At 72.0% G+C, this 18,943-nt stretch carries 16 protein-coding genes; 10 read left to right on the top strand and 6 right to left on the bottom strand.

The features are described 5' to 3' along the window. Positions 1-115: 115 nt before the first annotated feature. The 3 genes from AC3EO4_RS21820 (at position 116) to thpR (ending at position 2,459) form a co-directional block, all read left to right on the top strand. Entirely contained in the window at positions 116-508 is a 393-nt protein-coding gene (locus tag AC3EO4_RS21820) for a MarR family winged helix-turn-helix transcriptional regulator (RefSeq protein WP_379581477.1), read from the top strand. Between the two features lie 23 nt (positions 509-531). Then, on the top strand, positions 532-1,752 hold the full coding sequence (locus AC3EO4_RS21815; RefSeq protein WP_379581258.1) for an MFS transporter: 1,221 nt from the start codon (positions 532-534) through the stop codon (positions 1,750-1,752). 161 nt (positions 1,753-1,913) lie between these two features. Beyond that, a complete protein-coding gene (gene thpR / locus AC3EO4_RS21810) occupies positions 1,914-2,459 on the top strand; it encodes an RNA 2',3'-cyclic phosphodiesterase (protein ID WP_379581257.1) in 546 nt (181 codons plus the stop codon). Between the two features lie 110 nt (positions 2,460-2,569). Here thpR and AC3EO4_RS21805 read toward each other — a convergent pair whose 3' ends face one another. From AC3EO4_RS21805 to AC3EO4_RS21795, 3 genes are all read right to left on the bottom strand, one after another. Then, positions 2,570-4,000: a carboxylesterase/lipase family protein gene (locus AC3EO4_RS21805; RefSeq protein ID WP_431897386.1), complete on the bottom strand. Its 1,431-nt coding sequence runs from the start codon at positions 3,998-4,000 to the stop codon at positions 2,570-2,572. Positions 4,001-4,128: 128 nt separating this feature from the next. Then, positions 4,129-7,086: a sacsin N-terminal ATP-binding-like domain-containing protein gene (locus tag AC3EO4_RS21800; RefSeq protein ID WP_431897674.1), complete on the bottom strand. Its 2,958-nt coding sequence runs from the start codon at positions 7,084-7,086 to the stop codon at positions 4,129-4,131. A gap of 88 nt (positions 7,087-7,174) precedes the next feature. Then, positions 7,175-7,978, bottom strand: coding sequence for a DUF3027 domain-containing protein (locus tag AC3EO4_RS21795; protein WP_379581255.1), 804 nt, complete (start codon positions 7,976-7,978; stop codon positions 7,175-7,177). 124 nt (positions 7,979-8,102) lie between these two features. Here AC3EO4_RS21795 and AC3EO4_RS21790 point away from each other — a divergent pair, with 124 nt between their 5' ends. After that, entirely contained in the window at positions 8,103-9,599 is a 1,497-nt protein-coding gene (locus tag AC3EO4_RS21790) for an MFS transporter (protein WP_431897384.1), read from the top strand. On the opposite strand, the gene AC3EO4_RS21785 is transcribed toward AC3EO4_RS21790, so the two are convergent. Both AC3EO4_RS21785 and AC3EO4_RS21780 read right to left on the bottom strand, forming a co-directional pair. Beyond that, the gene (locus tag AC3EO4_RS21785; protein ID WP_358131093.1) at positions 9,600-9,992 is read right to left on the bottom strand and encodes a cold-shock protein; all 393 of its coding nucleotides are present in this window, start codon (positions 9,990-9,992) and stop codon (positions 9,600-9,602) included. Between the two features lie 176 nt (positions 9,993-10,168). Beyond that, positions 10,169-10,771 (bottom strand): HAD family hydrolase, encoded by a 603-nt coding sequence (locus AC3EO4_RS21780; protein WP_431897382.1) that lies wholly within the window; start codon positions 10,769-10,771, stop codon positions 10,169-10,171. 141 nt (positions 10,772-10,912) lie between these two features. Here AC3EO4_RS21780 and AC3EO4_RS21775 point away from each other — a divergent pair, with 141 nt between their 5' ends. Both AC3EO4_RS21775 and AC3EO4_RS21770 read left to right on the top strand, forming a co-directional pair. Further along, positions 10,913-11,203, top strand: coding sequence for a hypothetical protein (locus AC3EO4_RS21775; protein WP_431897381.1), 291 nt, complete (start codon positions 10,913-10,915; stop codon positions 11,201-11,203). 125 nt (positions 11,204-11,328) lie between these two features. Continuing rightward, positions 11,329-11,946 carry a TetR/AcrR family transcriptional regulator gene (locus tag AC3EO4_RS21770; protein WP_379581251.1) on the top strand — a complete coding sequence of 206 codons (618 nt, stop codon included), beginning with the start codon at positions 11,329-11,331 and terminating at the stop codon, positions 11,944-11,946. On the opposite strand, the gene AC3EO4_RS21765 is transcribed toward AC3EO4_RS21770, so the two are convergent. Next, positions 11,939-12,763 (bottom strand): hypothetical protein, encoded by an 825-nt coding sequence (locus tag AC3EO4_RS21765; RefSeq protein ID WP_379581250.1) that lies wholly within the window; start codon positions 12,761-12,763, stop codon positions 11,939-11,941. The two genes, AC3EO4_RS21770 and AC3EO4_RS21765, sit on opposite strands and share 8 nt — an antisense overlap. A 44-nt stretch (positions 12,764-12,807) precedes the next feature. Between AC3EO4_RS21765 and AC3EO4_RS21760 the strand changes: the two genes are divergently transcribed. The 4 genes from AC3EO4_RS21760 (at position 12,808) to AC3EO4_RS21745 (ending at position 18,849) form a co-directional block, all read left to right on the top strand. Beyond that, entirely contained in the window at positions 12,808-15,120 is a 2,313-nt protein-coding gene (locus tag AC3EO4_RS21760; protein WP_431897379.1) for a helicase-associated domain-containing protein, read from the top strand. Positions 15,121-15,225: 105 nt separating this feature from the next. Then, on the top strand, positions 15,226-16,689 hold the full coding sequence (locus tag AC3EO4_RS21755; RefSeq protein WP_379581248.1) for an AMP-binding protein: 1,464 nt from the start codon (positions 15,226-15,228) through the stop codon (positions 16,687-16,689). 57 nt (positions 16,690-16,746) lie between these two features. Further along, positions 16,747-17,151 carry a hypothetical protein gene (locus tag AC3EO4_RS21750; protein WP_379581247.1) on the top strand — a complete coding sequence of 135 codons (405 nt, stop codon included), beginning with the start codon at positions 16,747-16,749 and terminating at the stop codon, positions 17,149-17,151. A 57-nt stretch (positions 17,152-17,208) separates the two neighbouring features. Then, positions 17,209-18,849, top strand: a complete 1,641-nt coding sequence (locus AC3EO4_RS21745) for a DNA repair helicase XPB (RefSeq protein ID WP_379581246.1) — start codon at positions 17,209-17,211, stop codon at positions 18,847-18,849. Positions 18,850-18,943 lie beyond the last annotated feature (94 nt).

Here is an 18,943-nt window from a genome sequence, read left to right as displayed (position 1 = left end):
AAACAGCTGGAGGGAATAGCGTGGCAGTCCATATAGTTAGCAAAGGTAATGAGACGTGCTAACGAATCCCCCTCGCAAGACGGACCTGCGCAGCGACGCGGGCCTGGCATCAGCCCTGCGCGTGTCGCTGGCGCGGCTGACCAGAAGACTTCGACGACAGGCGGCGGCACACACCCTGACACCCACGCAGTTCGCGACGCTCGCCGCCGTGGAACGGCATTCAGGGATAACCCCCGGCGAATTGGCCGAGCTCGAGAAGGTGCAACCGCCCTCGATGACACGGGTGATCGCCATGCTCGAGGAGCGCGGATTGGTCGCGCGCTCACCGCACCCGACCGACCGGCGGCAGGTGACCGTGGCGGTGACCGACTCCGCCAAGGCGCTGCTGAAGGAGGAGCGCCGGCTGAAGGAAGCGTGGCTGACGCAGCGCTTGAAGGAGCTGACACCCGAGGAGCGGGCGGTGCTCCGCCAAGCGGCACCGATTCTGGAGAAGCTCAGCAAGATATAGAGCCTGACGAACCCAGGACCGGAATGTTCCGGTCTCTCAGGGTTCACAACTACCGGCTGTTCGCGGCCGGTGGTGTCGTCTCCAACGTCGGCACCTGGATGCAGCGCACCGCCCAGGACTGGCTGGTGCTCGACCTCACTCACGGCAGCGCGGCGGCCCTCGGCACCACGACCGCGCTGCAGTTCCTCCCGCAGCTCATGTTCGGCCTGTTCGGCGGCGTCCTCGCCGACCGCTACCCCAAGCGCCCCGTCCTGCTGGTCGCCCAGTCACTGATGGCGACGCTGGCGCTGACGATGGGCGTCCTCACCGTCACCGGCTCGGCCCAGGTCTGGCACGTCTACACGATGGCCTTCCTGCTCGGCGTGATCTCCTGCGTGGAGGTGCCGACCCGGCAGGCGTTCGTGGTCGAGATGGTCGGCCGTGACGACCTGCCCAACGCGATCGCGCTGAACGCCTCGATCTTCAACCTGGCGCGCGTGGTCGGCCCCGCGGTCGCGGGCGTGCTCATGTACGCCATCGGCACAGGCCCGATCTTCCTGCTGAACGCGCTGACCTTCGGCGGCGTCATCTCGAGCCTGCTGCTCATGCGCAAGGCGGAGCTGAACCCAGCCGAGCTCGTCCCGAGGGCGAAGGGCCAGCTGCGCGAGGGCCTGCGCTACGTCGTCGAGCGCTCGGAGCTGCTGCTGCCGATCCTGGTGATCGCGTTCATGGCGATGTTCACCCAGTCGTTCTCGATGTCGATCGCGCTCATGGCCCGCCAGGTCTTCGGCCAGGGAGCCTCGTCGTTCGGCGTGGCCTCCAGCGCCTTCGCCATCGGCGCGCTCGGCGGCGCCCTGCTGGCGGCCCGCCGTGCCCGACCGACGCGCAAGCTGCTCATCGCGGGCGCCATCGGGTTCGGGCTGTTCCAGGTGGTGGTGGGCCTGGCCCCGTTCTACCCGGTCTACCTCCTGCTGCTGGCCCCCACGGGCATCGCGCTGATCACCGTCAACACCGCGGCCAACTCGCTGGTCCAGATGTCGACCTCGCCCGACATGCGCGGCCGGGTCATGGGCATCTACGTGCTGGTCTTCACCGGCGGCGCCCCGATCGGCGCGCCCCTGATCGGCTGGATCGCCGACCTGGGCGGACCGCGGGTCGGCGTCATGATCGGCGGCGTGCTCACGCTCGCGGGAACCGGTCTGGCCATCATGCTCACCCGCGCGATCGGCGCCCGCCGTACCCGCCCGGCGCTGGCCACCGCGTGATCGCCGCGCGCCGTACCCGCCCGGCGCTCGCCACCGCGTGATCGCCGCCCGCGGTACCCGCCCGGCGCTGGCCACCGCGTGATCGCCGCCCGCGGTACCCGCCCGGCATGACCTGAGCCCCCGCCCGCCGGTCCGCGACCGCGGGCGGGACAATCGGTCGTGTGAGACTGTTCGCCGCGATCGTCCCCCCGCCCGACATCCTCGACGAGGTGGCCGCCGCGCTGACGCCCGTCACGGGGCTGGTGGAGGGCGTCCGCTGGCCCGACAGGGCCACCTGGCACCTCACGCTCGCCTTCTACGGCGAGGTACCCGAACATGTCCTTCCCGACCTGGAGGAACGGCTGGCCCGCGCCGCCGCCCGCCACCCCGCCAAACGCCTGGCCTTCACCGGCGCGGGCGCGTTCTCCAAGCGCGTGCTCTGGCTGGGCCTCGCCGGCGACCCTCTGGTACGGCTGGCCGCCTCCGCGAGCGCCGCGGGACGGCGGGCCGGAGCCGCGCAGACCGACGACAAGCCCTTCCGCCCCCATCTGACGATCGCCCGCGCCAAGCACCCCACCGACCTGCGCCCCCTGGTGGAGGCGCTGTCGTCGTTCGAGGGGTCGAGCTGGTCGGCCGACTCGGTCCACCTGGTCCGCAGCCACCTGGGCGCGTCGGTGAGGTACGAGTCACTCGGACATTGGGCTCTCGCACCCGATGACCGGGGTTAGGCTGCACCGCGTGGACCGTCCTCGTTTCTGGCTTCTTCCGACCGTGCTCGCCGTGCTGCTGCTCATCGTCATCGTCGGCGCGGTGCTGACCTGACGCGCGGAGCGCGCTCTCAGCCGCCCCGCCGCTCCCAGACGCGGTAGGAGCCGGCCAGCGGGTAGTCCTCGTCGCGGGGCGTGGTGTCCCAGATCCTGGTACGGCGGTGCTCGAGGTCGAAACGCGGCCAGCCTGGATCGCCCGAGGTCGCGAAGGCGGCCCACGCCGTACGGATCCGCTCGGACAGCGCGGCGAAGCCGTCCGGAACCGGGGAGCCCAGCAGCCGGGCCGCGTACCTGCTGCCGCCGTCGCCGAAGACGAACGGCACGTCGACACCGTGACCGGCTCCCACGACGGCCCCCTGCCACGCGAAGTCGTACAGCCAGGTCCTGCCGCCCGCGCGCGCGTGCGCCTCGGCCACTCTGGTGGTCGGCATCCGGACCAGCGCGTCCGACATCATGACGACGAACAGGTCCGCGTCGCCGCGTCCTGGATGGGCGGCGCGATAGGCGTCCGCCGCGTCCTGGCCGAGCCCGATCGCCGCCGCCACCGCCGCCAGGTCGACGCCCGACGGATCGAAGCCCGGCGCGATCCCCCTGTACTCCTCGTGGGTGAACCCGCAGATCAGGTCGACCTCCCTGCCCGCGCCCTCCCGCATCGCCTCCCACGGCGGCCCGGTGACCAGGTCACCGTCGACGACGGGCCCGAACGCGCTCATCCCTGCCTGCGGTCCGGTCAGCGGCGCGTCCTGCACGGCGAGGATCGCCTCGGGCGGCAGCGCCGCGAAGCCCTCCAGGCTCGCGCGCACGCCCGCCGCGGCGGCGAGCGTCCCCGTCACCCGCTCGGCGTCGGCGACGTCGCGGTAGCCGTCCGGGACGCTCTGCGCGATCGCGCGCCCGAACAGGTCCTTGGCGGCCGGCGCGGCCATCAGCAGGGCCACCGAGGCGGCGCCCGCCGAATGGCCGACGACGGTCACGTTGCCGGGGTCGCCGCCGAACGCCGCGATGTCGCGCCGTACCCATTCCAGCGCGGCGATCTGATCGCGCAGGCCCCGGTTGTCCAGCACGCCGGGCAGGTGGCCGAAGCCCTCGAAGCCGACCCGGTAGTTGAACGTCACCACCACGACCCCCGAGCGGGCGAGGGTCGCGGCGTCGAAGTGCGGCATGCTCGACGAGCCCGTCTTCCACATGCCGCCGTGGATCCACACCATGACGGGCAGGCGGCCGGCGCCCAGGTCGGGGGTCCAGACGTTCAGCGTCAGGCAGTCCATCCCGTCGCCGGGCCGCCAGATCGGCGGGACGCCCGGCGCGGGCGGCGCCTGCGGCGGCGCGGGCCCGAACGCGGAGGCGTCGCGCACGCCGTCCCACGCCGCCGGCCGGGCCGGCGGTTGGAAGCGCAGCGGCCCTTCGGGAGCGGCGGCGAACGGGATCCCCTTGAAGGCGGCGACGCCGTCCTCTTCCCGCCCCCGGACCAGGCCCAGGGCGGTCTTCACCACGGTGTCGGTCACCTGACGGACGCTAGGCGGCGCGGCCGCCTGAGACAACCTGGACGACCGCGCGAGACCCGCCCCCGCAATCCACGAGCCCCGGGTCGGACGGCGCGAGCCGCGGGAAGTCCTGGGAGCGGACGCGAAGGTCAGGACAGGTCGGACTCCGCGAGCAGGAGCGGCACCGCCGAAGGGTCGCGCAGCAGGGCGGCGACGGCCAGGCGGTCGTTCCACTGCCCCGTCGCCCACGCCAACCCGCGCGCCAGCCCGTCGACCCCGTCGCAGTGCACCATTCCGTCGAAGTACCGCCACGCGCACGGCATGCCGTCGACCAGCAGCTTCTCGTGCTCGACGTACACCTCGGGAGCCGACGGCAGCAGCGACTTCACCTCCGCGGGCACCGGCCGCTCCACCCCTGACGAGGTGACCTGCCCCGTCACCAGCTCGCCCGCCAGCGGCAGGTCGACCAGCTCCGACAGCGACTCGGCCAGATCGAAGGGCGCCAGCACCAGCGGCCGGTCGGTCACCAGTTGCAGCAGGTCGGGGGCTTCGACGACCACCGCGTCGTCGGCGGAGGCGATGACGATGTCGCCGCCGAGCACGGCCCGCACGGAGGACGGCGGCGCCACCCGTGAGGGTTCGATGGCCGCCAGCGCCATCCACAGCGACCGGAGCTGGGCCCTGTCGACGGTGACCGCCGGATCCGCCAGGAGCTCCAGGAGCTCCTCAGGCCCACCGTGAGCGGCCAGCAGGTCGGTCAGCGTCGTGCGGACCCCCAGCATCGCCAGCGCGCCGGAGTCGAGCCCTGAGGGCGCTTCGTCGTACAGCCCGGTCAGCAGCGGGTCGGCTCCTGGAAGGCGCAGCTCCACGGGCCGCCGCCCGTCGAGGACCCGGTGGGTGGACAGCCACCAGGCGGTGTAGGAGGGCACCTCGACACCCTCGACGCGCAGCGGGAGCAGCGCGCCCCGCAGCGGCGGCCTGGTGATCAGCGCGAGCGCGGCGGGCCAGTCGGCGACCAGCTCCAGGTCGCGGATGGCGGTGAACTCGGCCACCACCGGCGGCACCTCGAGCGAGGGCAGCAGGTCGTGCACGAACTCGAGCCAGGCGTCCTCCTCGTCGAGGTCGTGGTCGCACGAGTCGACGTCGAGCAGCACGTCGGAGTCGTTGACGACGGCGAACCCGTCGAGCACGCCGACGGCGGTGAGCACGCGCGCGTCGTAGGTGTCGGCGGCCACGCCGAAGCCCGCGTCGTCGACGAGCAGCCCGGCCAGCGCGCCCGTGGCCAGCAGCAGCTCGCCCGCAGGGTAGAGCGAGCCGTCGTCGCCGCGCAGCGCCAGCTCCGACAGCCACGGCTCCTCGCCCGGCGTCAGCCCCGCCGCGTCGACCAGGGACAGCACGGCCCGCGCCACGGCGTCGGGGTCGTCGCTGTCGAACGACTGCGACACCGCCGTCTTGGTGAGCGGGTCGTCGAGGACGGCGCGCGGCGTGGCCTCGAAGGCGCCGAGGCGCAGCAGCAGCGGGTGCGCCGCGTCGGGGTGGACGATGCGCAGGCCGAGCGGCGCGAGGTCGAGCGGCGCGCTGAGGATGAGCGTGCCGCGGGGCCCGCGCACGAGCCGCCCGTCGGCCAGCGGCACGGGCAGCGCGCCGAGCGCCTCGGGGTCGTCGCCGGGCAGCACCTCGTAGAGGGAGCGCCACCACGACGGGTCACGCCCCTCGATCGCCTCGCCGGACAGCTGGTCGACGACCTCGGCGAGCTCCACCCTGCGGACGCCGAGCGCGGACAGCGCGGGATGCCTGGCCGGCCAGCCCGCGGGCAGCAGGCCCGGCACGATCTCGGCCAGCACCGCCAGCAACTCGCCCGAGCCGTGGACCGCGGACGCCTCCCTGCCCGAGACCACCCACCCGTCGGCGGACGGCTCGCGCACCGGATGCTCGACCTGCCAGGCGGCGTCGGGGTCGTAGAGCGCGGCGTCGTCGAAGGAGGGCGAGGTCACCACGGGCGCGGGCGCCGACAGGGCAGGCAGCAGCGGCACGTCGGGCAGCAGGCGCAGGATCGCGCGTCTGATGCGGGCGTCGAGCTCGCCCTTGCCCATGAGCGCGGGCACCAGGTCGAGGAGCCGGGGCGTACGCGGCAGCTCCTCGAGCAGCCTGACGTAGCTCTCGGCGACGCGCTCGATGAGGAAGTCGGTCAGCTTCCCGTGGGCGACGTGACGCCTGTCGGTGGCCATCGGGAAGGAGGCGATGAGCAGCGCGGGCAGGTCGAGCGGCTCGTCGGAGGGCGTCGGCGCGTGGACGACCTGCGGCACGGGCAGCGGACCCGCCTCCACCGGTACGGCCCAGCGCACCGACCAGTACGGCCTGGCACGTTCCTCCGTCGGCCGGTCGGCGAAGTAGGCGGCGACCTCCTCGGCGGCGAACTCGCCCGAGGCCGAGACGACGTGCCAGCCGGAGGGCTCGACCGTGCGGGTGACCCCGTCGACGGTGATCTCGATCGAGGTCAGCGCGGGCATGCCGAGCAGCAGCGCGGGGCTCGTCTCCTCGAGCATCCGCCGCACCGCGTCGACGGCCGAGGGGCGCAGCGGCAGCAGTACCGACGTCTCGAAACCGTCGGGCACCTCGACGGTGGCGGGGAACGGCAGCCGCAGCAGCGGCACGTGGCCCTCCCGCGAGGCCAGCTCGGCGGCCAGGCCCGGCTCGGCGGCCACCACCTCGGCCGTCTCCTCTCGCGACCAGCGGACCGCTCCCGTCGACCGCGAGCCGATCGACGGCTCATCACAGACGGACACGATCGCGGCGAAGCCGACGCCGAAGCGCCCTGCCGCGCCGATGTGATCACGCTTGGCCGACACCCGCAGCGTCGACAGGCCCTCGACTCCCGCGGCGTCGAGCGGCGCACCCGTGTTGGCGGCCGTGAGCACGCCGTCGCGCAACTCCAGCCGCAGCACGCCCGGCACGCCCGCGCGCAGGGCCGCGTCGGCCGCGTTCTGCGCCAGCTCGACGATCAGACGGTCGCGGTAGCCGCCGAGGGCGAAGTCCTCTTCGGCGTTGGCGTCCTCGCGGAAGCGCGCGGGCGAGGCCTGCCAGGCCGTGAGTACGGCGGCGCGCATCCGGTCAGTGCCAAAGGTGTCCACGGGGCTAACTCCTAAAACGAGAGAGGGGCCACCGAAGGCTAGCGGTCCGTGCCGACAATCCTGATCAGGAGTGGCCGAGCTCCTCCGAGCCCGACTCCTCGACCGACCCCGACTCGACCTCGATCAGGTCGTAGCCCAGGTCGTCGAGGATCGGCGAGGCCTGCTCGACCGGCGGCGGCATGACCGCGGCCTCGGAATGGGCGCCGCAGCCGTGGTCGGCGGCGACGACCTTGCCGTCGTCCGGCGCGTACTCGTTGGCGCACACGCCGAACTCGCCCCGCAGGCCGCCCGCGAGCGGCCAGAAGAAGCCGCAGGTGGAGCACTGGGCGGGGGCGGCGTGCGCGATCGGCGTGTGCGGCCCGTGGGCGCCTGAGTGCCAGCGCTTGGCGGCGCGGTCCCTGCCGATGGCCGACAGCACCCTGGCCCTGCCGAGGCCGTACTCGAAGATCATCTGATGGTCGAGCTCTTCGTCGGCCCCGCCGGTGAAGCCGGGCACGAGCCTGTCGTCGTCCTCGGACGTGGGCAGCAGATCGCCGACGCCCAGGTCGCCCGGCCGCAGCCGCTCACTCCACGGCAGCCACGGGGGCGCGAGCATCGCCCCGGTTCCGGGCAGCAGGACGGCTTCGCTGACCGTGACGTTCTTGGCGCGAGAGGCGCGCGTCACGGTCACCGCCCATCGCCAGCCCTTGTAGGCCCGGTCGAGGCAGGCGAAATAATGTGTAACGATCCGGTCGCCCTCGCCCTCGTAGCCCAGGTGCGCACCGGGCTCTCCCGGTCGGGCGAGCTCTCGCGCGGCCTCCAGCGCGAGCTCGACGGCGGCGACACAGGCCTGGTCAGGCGGGGAGACGCGGGTCCTGGTCCTGGTCAAAGGCCCGCTCCCGCCGCAAGGTGCTGTTCGCTCACACTCCATTCTCACCCATGGATGGACGTGCGAGCACCCGCGTCGGGTAAGACTGGTAAGCGTGGATCGTGTGCTGTCGTGGGTGAAACGGGTGAGTCTTGCGCTTGGGCGGGCCGGCCGTTCGACCGCGACCGGCACCAAGCGGGCAGGGCTCGCCACGGCGCGGGGCACCAGGCGGGTCGGGCTGGCCACCGCGAGTGGCGCGCAGCGGGTCGGCCACGCGACGCGGCGGCTGACACACGCCCAGGGCGCCGGCCGCACGGGCCTCGGCCGCCTCATCGAGCTCACGGCCGCCAACAGCGCGGGCGACTCGCTCATCACGCTGGCGCTGGCCGGCACCATCTTCTTCGGGCTGCCCGTCAACGAGGCGCGTGGCCAGGTGGCGCTCTACCTGTTGATCACGATGATCCCGTTCGCGGTGGTCGCGCCGTTCGTCGGGCCCGTGCTCGACCGGTTCAGGTCGGGCCGCCGCTACGTGATGGCCGGCACGCTGTTCGCCCGCGGCCTGCTCTGCTTCGCCATGGCCGCCGCCGTCGGGCCCGGCGACGTGCTGACGCTGTTCGCGGGCGCGCTCGGGGTGCTCGTGCTGTCCAAGGCCTACAACGTCTCCCGCGCGGCGATCATGCCGAGCGTGCTGCCCGCCGACATCACGCTGGTGAGCGCCAACGCAAGGGTCGCGCTGTTCTCGCTGGTGGCCGCGGGCATCGCGGTGCCGATCGCGGCGGGCCTGACCGCCTGGCTCGGCGCCGCGTGGGTGCTGCGCCTGGCGATGGTGGTCTTCCTGCTGCTCGGCGTCTTCGCCGTACGGCTGCCGCGCCACGTCGACTCGCCCGACCTGGAGGAAGAGGAGGACGAGCGAGGAGAGCGGGCGCGATGGAGGACGCTGCTCAACGTCGGACCCGCCGTGACCGAGGCGATGCGGGCCAACGCCGCCATCCGCCTCTTCTCCGGCTTCCTGCTGTTCTTCCTGCTCTTCCTGGTGCAGGACGGGCACCTGAAGGACCTGCCCACGACCACCACGATCGCGATGCTGGCCGCGGCGGCGGGGCTCGGCGGCCTGGCGGGCGCGGCCGTCGCCAACTGGGCGCGCAACCACTCGCCCCAGCTCATCGTGCTGCTCACGCTGGCCGTGAGCCTCGTGACGGCGGGCGTCACCGCGTTCCTGTTCGGCCTGTGGGCCGCGGTCGCGGTGGCACTGATCGCCGCGTTCGCTCAGGAGCTCGGCAAGCTGGCGCTCGACGCGATCGTGCAGCGCGAGATCGGCGAGGAGGTGCGCTCGTCCACCTTCGGCGTGGTCGAGGCGCTGCTCCAGGTCGCCTGGGTGTTCGGCGGGCTCGTCGGGCTGCTGGTCTCGGACTGGTCGGCCGGTCCCGGCGGGCTCACGGCGATGGCCGTGGTGCTCGCCCTCGCCCTCGGTTCCCTCCTGGTGCTCAGGAGGGCGAGGGTCAAGGCGCGCGACGCCAAGGTGCAGGCCAAGGTGAACGACGCCAGGAACGACACCAGGACGACCGACGTCGCGGTGGTCGAGGTCGCCGACCCGCCGCCCGCGCCGACGACCACCAAGCCGCTGACCAACCCGCACGGGTGATCAGTCGAGGTCGTCGGCGACCGCGCGCAGTACCGAGGCGACCTTCTTGGAGTGGGCGGGGTCGGGCTGCTTGCCCCGCTGGTACGACTCGGAGATGACGTCGAGCAGCTTGATGAGGTCTTCGACGATCACGACCATCTCGTCGGGCTTCTTCCGCTTGCCCTTCGGCTTGGTCTTGGCCAGCGTCGGCGGCTGCTCGAGGATCCGCACCGACAGCGCCTGCTGTCCCCTGCGCCCCTCGGCCACGCCGAACTCGACCTTCTGACCGGGCTTGAGCGGCTCCGCGCCAGTGGGAAGCGCGGAGGAATGCACGAAGACCTCACCGCCGTCGTCGCGGGTGAGGAAGCCGAAACCCTTGTCGGCGTCGTACCACTTGACCTTGCCACTCGGCACAGGGGGGACCTCGTTCATGCTGTCGGGAAAGATGAATGGAAGTAGGTTATGCCCAGCAGAGCCGGAGAGCGACCGGGTAAATCCGCATCTCTAATGAGAAACGTGCCTCTCGGTCCGTCACGCCACGCCTGCGGGCGCCGAGGTTCCTGGTGGCGGTCCCAGCCGCGCGTTTCCCATTAGTTCCAGCGGCCGAACCAGGCGGCGAACTCCGTCAGATCCGCCAGTGCCACATCGGCTCCGTGATCACGCAACTCTCCCACCGTGTAAGGGCCCGTCGCGACCGTCACGCTGACGGCGCCTCCCGCTCGCGCCGCCTCGATGTCCGCGACGTGGTCTCCAACATAGGCGGCCGCGCCGAAGCGCGCGAGAGCCGATCCCTTGTCGGCGCCGAACACCGATCCCACGATCTCGTCGACCTTGAAGCCGAGCAGTTCGACGGTGCTGGTGGCGTCGCGCAGGTTCTTCCCCGTCACGACGATCACCCGCCCTCCGGCCTCCCTGACGGCCTGGACGGCGTCGTGCGCGCCGGACATGGCCGTGTGCACGGGAACGGCGACGTCGGGGTAGAGCTGCCTGAACAGGGTGGCGGCCGCGGCCACGTCCTCGTGCGGCAGCCAGTTCGCCAGTTCCTGCTCCAGCGGAGGGCCGAGGCGAGTGATCACGGTCGCGCTGTCGATGGCGACACCGAGCCGTACGGCGAGCTGGTCGTAGACGGCCGCGATCCCCGATCGCGTGTCCGCCAGCGTCATATCAAGGTCGAATCCCACTGATTTCCCCACGGGTGAAGAGTAACGGTCGCTGGTATGGCACCGTTGAAGTGGGAAGAAAGGAATTACTTATCCAAGGGAGCGGCCATGGCGGAAAGTCAGGGGACCAGGCCTCATCGCCCGGCACGACCGGCCGCCCAGAAAACGGTGAGCGTGTGGCGGCGCACGGCCGACTTCGCCGTGTGGGCAGTCAGGGTCGTCTCGCGGCTGGCCGCGCTCATTCTCGTTCTCTACATCGCTTTCACGATCTTTCCCACCAATCCCGCGAACTCGCTCGTCCGGTTCGTCGAGTCGTTCGCCACCTCGCTGTCGCTCGGCCTGTACGACCTGTTCCAGCTGGCGGACGCGCGCTGGCAGGTGCTGGTCAACTACGGCCTGGCCGCCCTGGTGTGGCTGATCATGGGGTCGGCCGTGGCGAGCCTGATCCGGCGCGTCACGCCGTAGCGACTATGGTCCTTACCCATGAGAAACGTGCCAATCGGACCGCCGCCGGGTCCCTAGACTGGCACGAAGGTGACGCGGCGGTCTGATGAGCACATTTCTCGTCGGTTGGAGGTACTAGGAACGACATGGCCAGATCGACGCGCGAGCGGATCGTCGACGAAGCCCTCCGGCTGTTCGCCGAGCGGGGCTACTCCGCCACCTCGGTGGCCGAGATCGAGGCCGCCGCCGGGCTCTCTCCAGGGGCGGGAGGCCTCTACCGCCACTTCAAGTCGAAGTACGAGGTGCTCGCCGCGGCGATGCACGAGCACGCCGCGCGCACGCGCACCCAGGTGGCCGACAGCCTCGCCCAGCTCAGCAGCATGGAGTCCTCGGCCGATCTGGAGGAACGCCTGTCTCACCTGTGCAGGGCGGGCCTGGCCAAGGTGCGCGAGGAGAGCGAGCTGACCAGGGTGTTCTTCCGCGACCTGAGCCAGTTCCCCGAACTGGTCGCGGTCGTGCGCGAGGGGCTGCTGCAGCCGATGTTCGACGCGATCACCTCCTGGTTCCGCGCCCAGCCCGAGTACGCCGAGGTCGACGTCGACTGGACCGGCATCGGCGCGGTGCTCGGCGGCGCCGTCGTCCACTACCGGCTGTTCCAGGAGACGGTGGGCGAGTCGCCGGGCCACGCGGAGAAGGACCAGTTCGTCGCCGCATGGGTACGGCTGGCCGTCGGCCTGCTGCCCGCGCCCGCACCGGTCAGCTGACGTCCCACAGCCGGTAGGCGAGCCAGACCACGCCCAGCCCCGTGAAGATCATGAACATGACGCCGCTGACCGCGAAGAACTGCTCGACGAAGGCGTTGAACCCGCCGGCGCTCTCGGCCCGCAGGGCGGCGATCACCACCCCGCCGACGGCGTAGCCGAAGATCGGCGCGCCGAGCCCGGTCATCCGGTCCTTGAAGGACCAACTGTCACTCGTCAGCGCGGTCGCCGCCCCGACCGCCCACACGATCGCGGGCAGCTGGAAAATCGCGACGGCGGGCAGGCCGAACGGCACGAGCAGCGCGGCCAGCACGAGCAGCCCCATCGCGAGGACCTCGCGCGGATGGGCCTTGACGAGCGTCCTGGCGTCCCTGCCGCCTGTCGCCATGGGGTTGGCCCTGGCCATCGCCGCCCTGCGCAGCCCCGCGAAGGGCAGGCCGCGCTCCGCCCTCGCGGCCAGTTCGGCCCGCGCCTCCCGCCTGCTGCGCGCCACGCCGGGCGGAACGTCGTCCACGACGCGCGGGAAGACCGCCGTGTCCTTGCCGGCCGGCCGTACCTCGGGCTCCGCCTGGACCTGGGGCACCTCGGACGCGCCGCTGAGGCGGCGCGCCTCCCGCTCGACGAGGGCGGCGGGGTCGCCGAACCTGGCGAGGACCTTGGCCACGGCCTTCGGGTCCTCGCTGCCGGCGCGCTCGGACTCGATGCGGGCCCTCAGCCGCTTGACGAAGTCGAGCCGGTGGTCCTGGCGCAACACGCCGTGGGCGGCGTCGGCCGCCCTGCTGACGAAGTCCAGGACGAGCTGGTCGGCTCGTTCGATCACGCAAGCCATGCTGCCCGAATCCGCAGGAACATACCATTGCAATGATGGAGTTCACCCAGTGGATCAGGGAGCGCACCGACGAGCAGCTGGGTGCGCTCGTTTCGGCGCGCCCCGAGCTGATCACGCCGGTCCCCGCTCACCTGGAGGGGCTCGCCACGCGCGCGGGCAGCCCCTCGGCCATCGGCCGCGCGCTCGACAGGCTCGACAGGTTCGCGCTGGCCGTGGTGGAGACGCTGGCCGTGGCCGGCTCCGTGGACAAGCCCGCGCTCGGCCGCCTGCTCGAAAGGGCCGTGGACGGCGAGGTCCCGCTCGACGACGCTCTCGACCGTCTCCGCGCGCTCGCCCTGGTCTACGGGCCCGACGAGGCGCCGGAGCTGGCCCCCGGCGTCCGCAAGGTGCTGGACGACCCCGCCGGGCTCGGCCCTCCCGTCGTGGAGGTGTTCCGCCACCATCCGCCCGAGCAGCTCGAGGAGATCGCCGACGACATCGCCCCCGGCACCGAGGGAACGGGCAAGGAGCGGCTCGCCGCGGCCATGGCCGAACCCGGCAAGCTCGTCGAGGAGGTCTCTCCTCCCGCCAGGCAGGCGCTGGAGGAGCTGGCGTGGGGGCCGCCGAGCGGCAGGGTGCCCAACGCCCGCCGCGCCGTCCGCGTCGGCACCGCCCGCTCGCCGATCGAGGAGTTGCTGGCCAGAGGGCTGCTGGCCGCCACCGGCGAGGAGAGCGTGTCGCTGCCCCGCGAGGTCGGCCTGTACCTGCGCGAAGGACGCGTCCACCGCGACCTGTCGCCCGAGGCGCCGCCGCTGGAGGGCTCCGAACGCTCCCAGCAGCTCGCCGACAGGACCGCCGCGGGCCAGGCGTTCACGTTCGTGCGGGCGGTCGAGGAGCTGTGCGAGCGCTGGAGCCTCGACGCCCCCGGCGTCCTGCGCACCGGCGGCCTCGGCGTGCGCGACCTCAAGCGCACCGCCACGCAGCTCGACCTGCCCGAGTGGGCCGCCGCGCTGGTCGTCGAGGTCGCCCACGCCGCGGGACTGGTCGGCTCGGGCGGCAGCGTCGACGGCGAGTGGCTGCCCACCCCCGCCTACGACACCTGGCGCGTCAGGCCGACCGAGGACCGCTGGGTCACGCTGGCCGCCACCTGGCTGCACACCGACCGCGTGCCAGGCATCGTGGGCGAGCGCGACGAGCGCGACCGCCTGCTCAACGCGCTCCACCCCGACCTGCGCCGCTCCTCGGCGCCAGAGGTACGGCAGGCGACGCTCCGCGTGCTCGCCGCCGCCCCCGGCCTGGCGCCCAGCCGCGAGTCGGTCCTGCGGCGCCTGGCGTGGGAGCAGCCCAGGCGGCGCGGCCCGCTGCGCGAGCAGCTCACCGACTTCACCCTGCGCGAAGCCGAGCAGCTCGGCTTCACCGGGCTCGGCGTGCTGTCCGCGCCTGGCCGTGCCGTACTGGCGGGCTCGGGCGAGGCCGCCGCCTTCCTGGCCCCGCTGCTTCCCGAACCCGTCGACCACGTGCTGCTCCAGGCCGACCTCACCGCCGTCGCGCCCGGCCCCCTCACCAGCGAGCTGGCGCGCTGGCTGACGCTCGCAGCCGACGTGGAGTCCACGGGAGGGGCGACCGTCTACCGGTTCGGCGAGTCGTCCATCAGGCGGGCGCTCGACGCCGGGCAGGGCGCCGACGAGCTGCTGTCCATGCTCGCCCGCCACTCCGCCACGCCCGTGCCGCAGCCGCTGTCCTACCTGGTGGCCGACGTGGCCCGCAGGCACGGCAGGATGCGCGTCGGCACGGCCAGTGCCTACATCCGCAGCGACGACCCTTCCATGCTCGACCAGCTCATCGCCGACCGGCGCTCGACGCCGCTGCGGCTGCGGCGGCTGGCCCCCACCGTCATCGCCTCCCGCACCTCCAGGGCCGCGCTGGTCGACTCGCTGAGGGCGATGGGGTTCGCGCCCGTCCCCGAGTCGCTGGAGGGGGACGTCATCCTCACCCAGCTCGACGCCAGGCGCACCGAAGGGCTGCCGACCGCCAGGGCGGTCTCGTCGTTCAACGGGCTCGACCCGGACGTGGTGGCCGCCGCCGTACGCGCCATGCGGGCCGGCGACGCCCGCCGCGCCCCGCTGGAGGCGCCCGACGGGTCGGTGCCCCGCGGCCCCGCGACCACCACGATCTCCGCCCTGCAGGACGCGATCCGGCAGGGGGTGCGGGTGTGGATCGGGTACCTCGACTCCCAGGGCAACGCCACCAGCCGCATCCTGGAGCCCGCGCGGATGGAGGGCGGCTACCTGACGGCCTACGACGAGACTCGCGCGGCGGTCCACCGCTTCGCCCTCCACCGCATCACCGGGGTCGCCACCGTCACCTGAGCTCGCCGCGAACGGCCGTCGGCCGGGGAGAGCGACGGTCTCGGGTCGGACGCAATAGCCGGGCTCCCGTTGACTCCACCCCCGTGAGCCGATCAACGTAAGGACGTGACGAACCACACGCTGGGCCGCCTGGCAGAGGAGTCGTGGGCCCGCTTCGACGACCACGACGCCGTCTTCTACGAAGGCGTCTGGCACCGCGGTCACACCCTCGCCGAACGCGCCAGGCGCGTCACCGGCGGCCTGATCCGAGCCGGCGTCCGTCCCGGCGACCGCGTGGTCGTGATGATGGTGACCAGTCCCGACGTCCCCGTCGTCTACCAGGCCGTCTGGGCGGCGGGCGCGGTCGTGACCCCCGTGGTGTTCCTGGTCGGCGTGGAGGAGCTGCGCCACATCGTCATCGACAGCGGCGCCACCGCGATCGTGACGTCCGCGGAGTTGCTCGACACGGTCCACGCCGCCGAGCCACAGATCCCGATATTTGTGGATACGGGGGAGCTGGCCGAGGCGGCCGAGCACGGGCCCGTGCCGCGGGACCCCGCCGATCTGGCCGCCGTGATGTACACGGGCGGCACCACCGGCAGGGCCAAGGGCGTCATGCTCAGCCACGCGGGCCTGTGGCAGGTCGCGAAGGACGCCTACGACCTGGCCTACCAGCCGGGCGTCACCAGGGCGATCGTCCCCGTCCCCCTCTCCCACGCCTACGGCCTGATCGTGTCGATCGCCGGCCTGCACGCCAGGGAGCCGCAGCAGTCCGTCCTCATGCGCTGGTTCGACCCCAAGGCGTTCCTGCGGCTGGCCGTCGAGCAGCGCGTGCAGTACGGAACCGTCGTGCCCTCCATGCTCCAGATGCTGCTCGCCGAGCCCCTCGAGGACACCCCGCTGCCCGACCTGCGCCACCTGACCTGCGGCGCGGCCCCGCTGGGCCGCGCGCTGCTGGAGGAGTTCGAACGGCGCGTACCCGGCGTGCAGATCCTGGAGGGGTACGGCCTGACCGAGACCAGCGCCGTCACCACCTTCAACCCGCCCGGAAGGCGTAAGCCCGGCAGCGTCGGCCTCCCGCTTCCCGGCTACACGATCACGATCAGGGACGACGCGGGCGAGGACGTGGAGACGGGCGACATCGGCGAGATCTGCGTCGCCGGCGAGTCGCTGATGCTCGGCTACTGGGGCGGCCTCGGCTCCCCCGTCGTGGACGGCGAGCTGCGCACGGGCGACATCGGCTGCCTCGACGACGACGGCTACCTGTATGTCGTGGACAGGAAGAAGGACCTCGTCATCAGGGGCGGCTTCAACGTCTTCCCCCGCGACGTCGAGGACGCGCTGAACGCCCATCCGTCCGTCGCGATGTCAGGCGTGGTGGGCCGCCCCGACCCCGTGCACGGAGAGGAGGTCGTGGCCTTCGTCCAGCTGGTCCCCGGGGGCACGGCCACCGCCGACGAGCTGATCGCCTGGGCGCGGGAGCGCGTCGGCAGGGTGAAGTACCCGCGAGAGATTCATTTCACCGATCATGTGCCCGTGACCAGCGTGCTCAAGCTCGATCGCAAGGCACTGCGTGCCCGTCTCGCCTAATCGCCCCGTCATTTCGTGATATCTGTTGACACGGCTAGTGAGCGAGAAGGTGACACAGTGAGCAGCGGTTACGACAACTCCGGCGAGCAGAGCCCCTACGGCCAGCAGCAGCCGTACGGCTCGCCGTACAACCAGAGCGGCCAGAACCCCTACGGCCCGCCGTACGGCCAGCAGCAGCCCGGCTACGGCTACGGGTACCCGCCGCCCCAGCAGGGCCCCCGCACGCACGCGATCGTCGCGCTCGTCATCAGCATCGTGCTCGCGCTGAGCTGCTACGTCACACCCGGCGGCATCGCCGGCGCGATCCTGGCGGGCATCGCCCTCGGACAGGTCGACACCATGCCCGACAAGGCGCGCAACCTGCTCAAATGGACATGGATCAGCATCGGCATCAATGTCGTGCTGATCGTTCTGGGCGTCGGTACGATCATCGCGCTGGGAGTATCGGGGAACCTGGACTAACCGCCGGCCTCCGGGTGTTGGATATGCGGTAGCCGTACCGACCCCGGAGAGAAGCCTGTGAACGACGGCCCACTGATCGTCCAATCCGACAAGACCTTGCTGCTCGAGGTCGACCACGAACGGGCCGACGAGTGTCGCAAGGCGATCGCGCCCTTCGCCGAGCTCGAGCGGGCACCCGAGCACGTCCACACCTACCGCGTCACGCCACTCGCCCTGTGGAACGCGCGGGCCGCCGGCCATGACGCCGAGCAGGTCATCGACGCGCTGATCGGGTTCAGCCGCTACCCGGTGCCCCACGCGCTGCTCGTCGACGTGGCCGAGACGATGGCCCGCTACGGCAGGCTGCGGCTGGAGAAGGACCCGGCTCACGGCCTGGTCCTGGCCTCCACCGACCGCGCGGTGCTCGAAGAGGTGCTGCGCTCGAAGAAGATCCAGCCGATGCTGGGCGATCGCATCGGCGGCGACTCCGTCGCCGTGCACCCGAGCGAGCGCGGGAACATCAAGCAGGCGCTGCTCAAGCTCGGCTGGCCGGCCGAGGACCTGGCGGGCTACGTCGACGGCGAGAGCCACCCGATCAAGCTGCTGCAGGACGGCTGGGCGCTGCGTCCCTACCAGCAGGAGGCGGCCGACGCGTTCTGGCACGGCGGCTCGGGCGTGGTCGTGCTGCCCTGCGGCGCGGGCAAGACGATCGTCGGCGCGGCGGCGATGGCCCACGCGGAGGCCACGACGCTGATCCTCGTGACCAACACCGTCTCCGCCCACCAGTGGAAGCAGGAGCTGCTCAAGCGCACCTCGCTCACCGAGGACGAGATCGGCGAGTACTCCGGCAGCAAGAAGGAGATCCGCCCCGTCACCATCGCCACCTACCAGGTGATGACGACCAAGCGGAAGGGCGTCTACGCCCACCTGGAGCTGTTCGACGCCCGCGACTGGGGGCTCATCGTCTACGACGAGGTCCACCTGCTGCCCGCGCCGATCTTCAGGATGACCGCCGACCTGCAGGCCAGACGCCGGGTCGGGCTCACCGCGACGCTCGTGCGCGAGGACGGCCGCGAGGGCGACGTGTTCTCCCTCATCGGCCCCAAGCGCTACGACGCGCCGTGGAAGGAGATGGAGAACCAGGGCTGGATCGCGCCCGCCGACTGCGTCGAGGTGCGGGTCACGCTGTCCGACGAGGAGCGCCTGACGTACGCGATGGCGGAGGCGGAGGAGCGCTACAGGTTCGCCGCGACCACGCCGTCCAAGACGCGGGTGACCGAGGCACTGGTCAGGAGGCACCTCGGCGAGCAGGTGCTGGTCATCGGCCAGTACATCGACCAGCTCGACGAGCTCGCCGAGCATCTCAACGCGCCGGTCATCAAGGGCGAGACGCGGATCAAGGAGCGGGAGCGGCTGTTCCAGGCCTTCCGCGACAAGGAGCTGCAGGTGCTCGTCGTCTCCAAGGTGGCCAACTTCTCCATCGACCTGCCGGAGGCGGCCGTCGCCATCCAGGTGTCGGGCACCTTCGGGTCACGGCAGGAGGAGGCCCAACGGCTCGGCAGGGTGCTGCGGCCGAAGGCCGACGGCGGGGGCGCGCGCTTCTACACGGTGGTCTCCCGTGACACGGTCGATCAGGAGTTCGCCGCGCACCGCCAGCGGTTCCTGGCCGAACAGGGCTACGCTTACCAGATCATCGACGCCGACGACGTACACCAGTGAAAAGGCTCGCGCGAAAGCCCTCGCGCGAGCCGGACGCCTAGGTCCACGAAACCCCGCGGGCCTTGAACAATCGGACCACCCCCTCACCGGCAAA

It is taken from the genome of Nonomuraea sp. bgisy101 (assembly GCF_057708945.1).
Note: the sequence above shows the minus strand (reverse complement) of the source record. Positions and strands in the feature narration are given on the sequence as shown.

Bases quoted from the DNA above. Each gene is read 5' to 3' on its own strand.
- AC3EO4_RS21815 (WP_379581258.1), top strand. From the start codon at position 532: ATGTTCCGGTCTCTCAGGGTTCACAACTACCGGCTGTTCGCGGCCGGT.
- AC3EO4_RS21770 (WP_379581251.1), top strand. From the start codon at position 11,329: ATGGCCAGATCGACGCGCGAGCGGATCGTCGACGAAGCCCTCCGGCTG.
- AC3EO4_RS21800 (WP_431897674.1), bottom strand. From the start codon at position 7,086: ATGCGCGCCGCCGTACTCACGGCCTGGCAGGCCTCGCCCGCGCGCTTC.
- AC3EO4_RS21760 (WP_431897379.1), top strand. From the start codon at position 12,808: ATGGAGTTCACCCAGTGGATCAGGGAGCGCACCGACGAGCAGCTGGGT.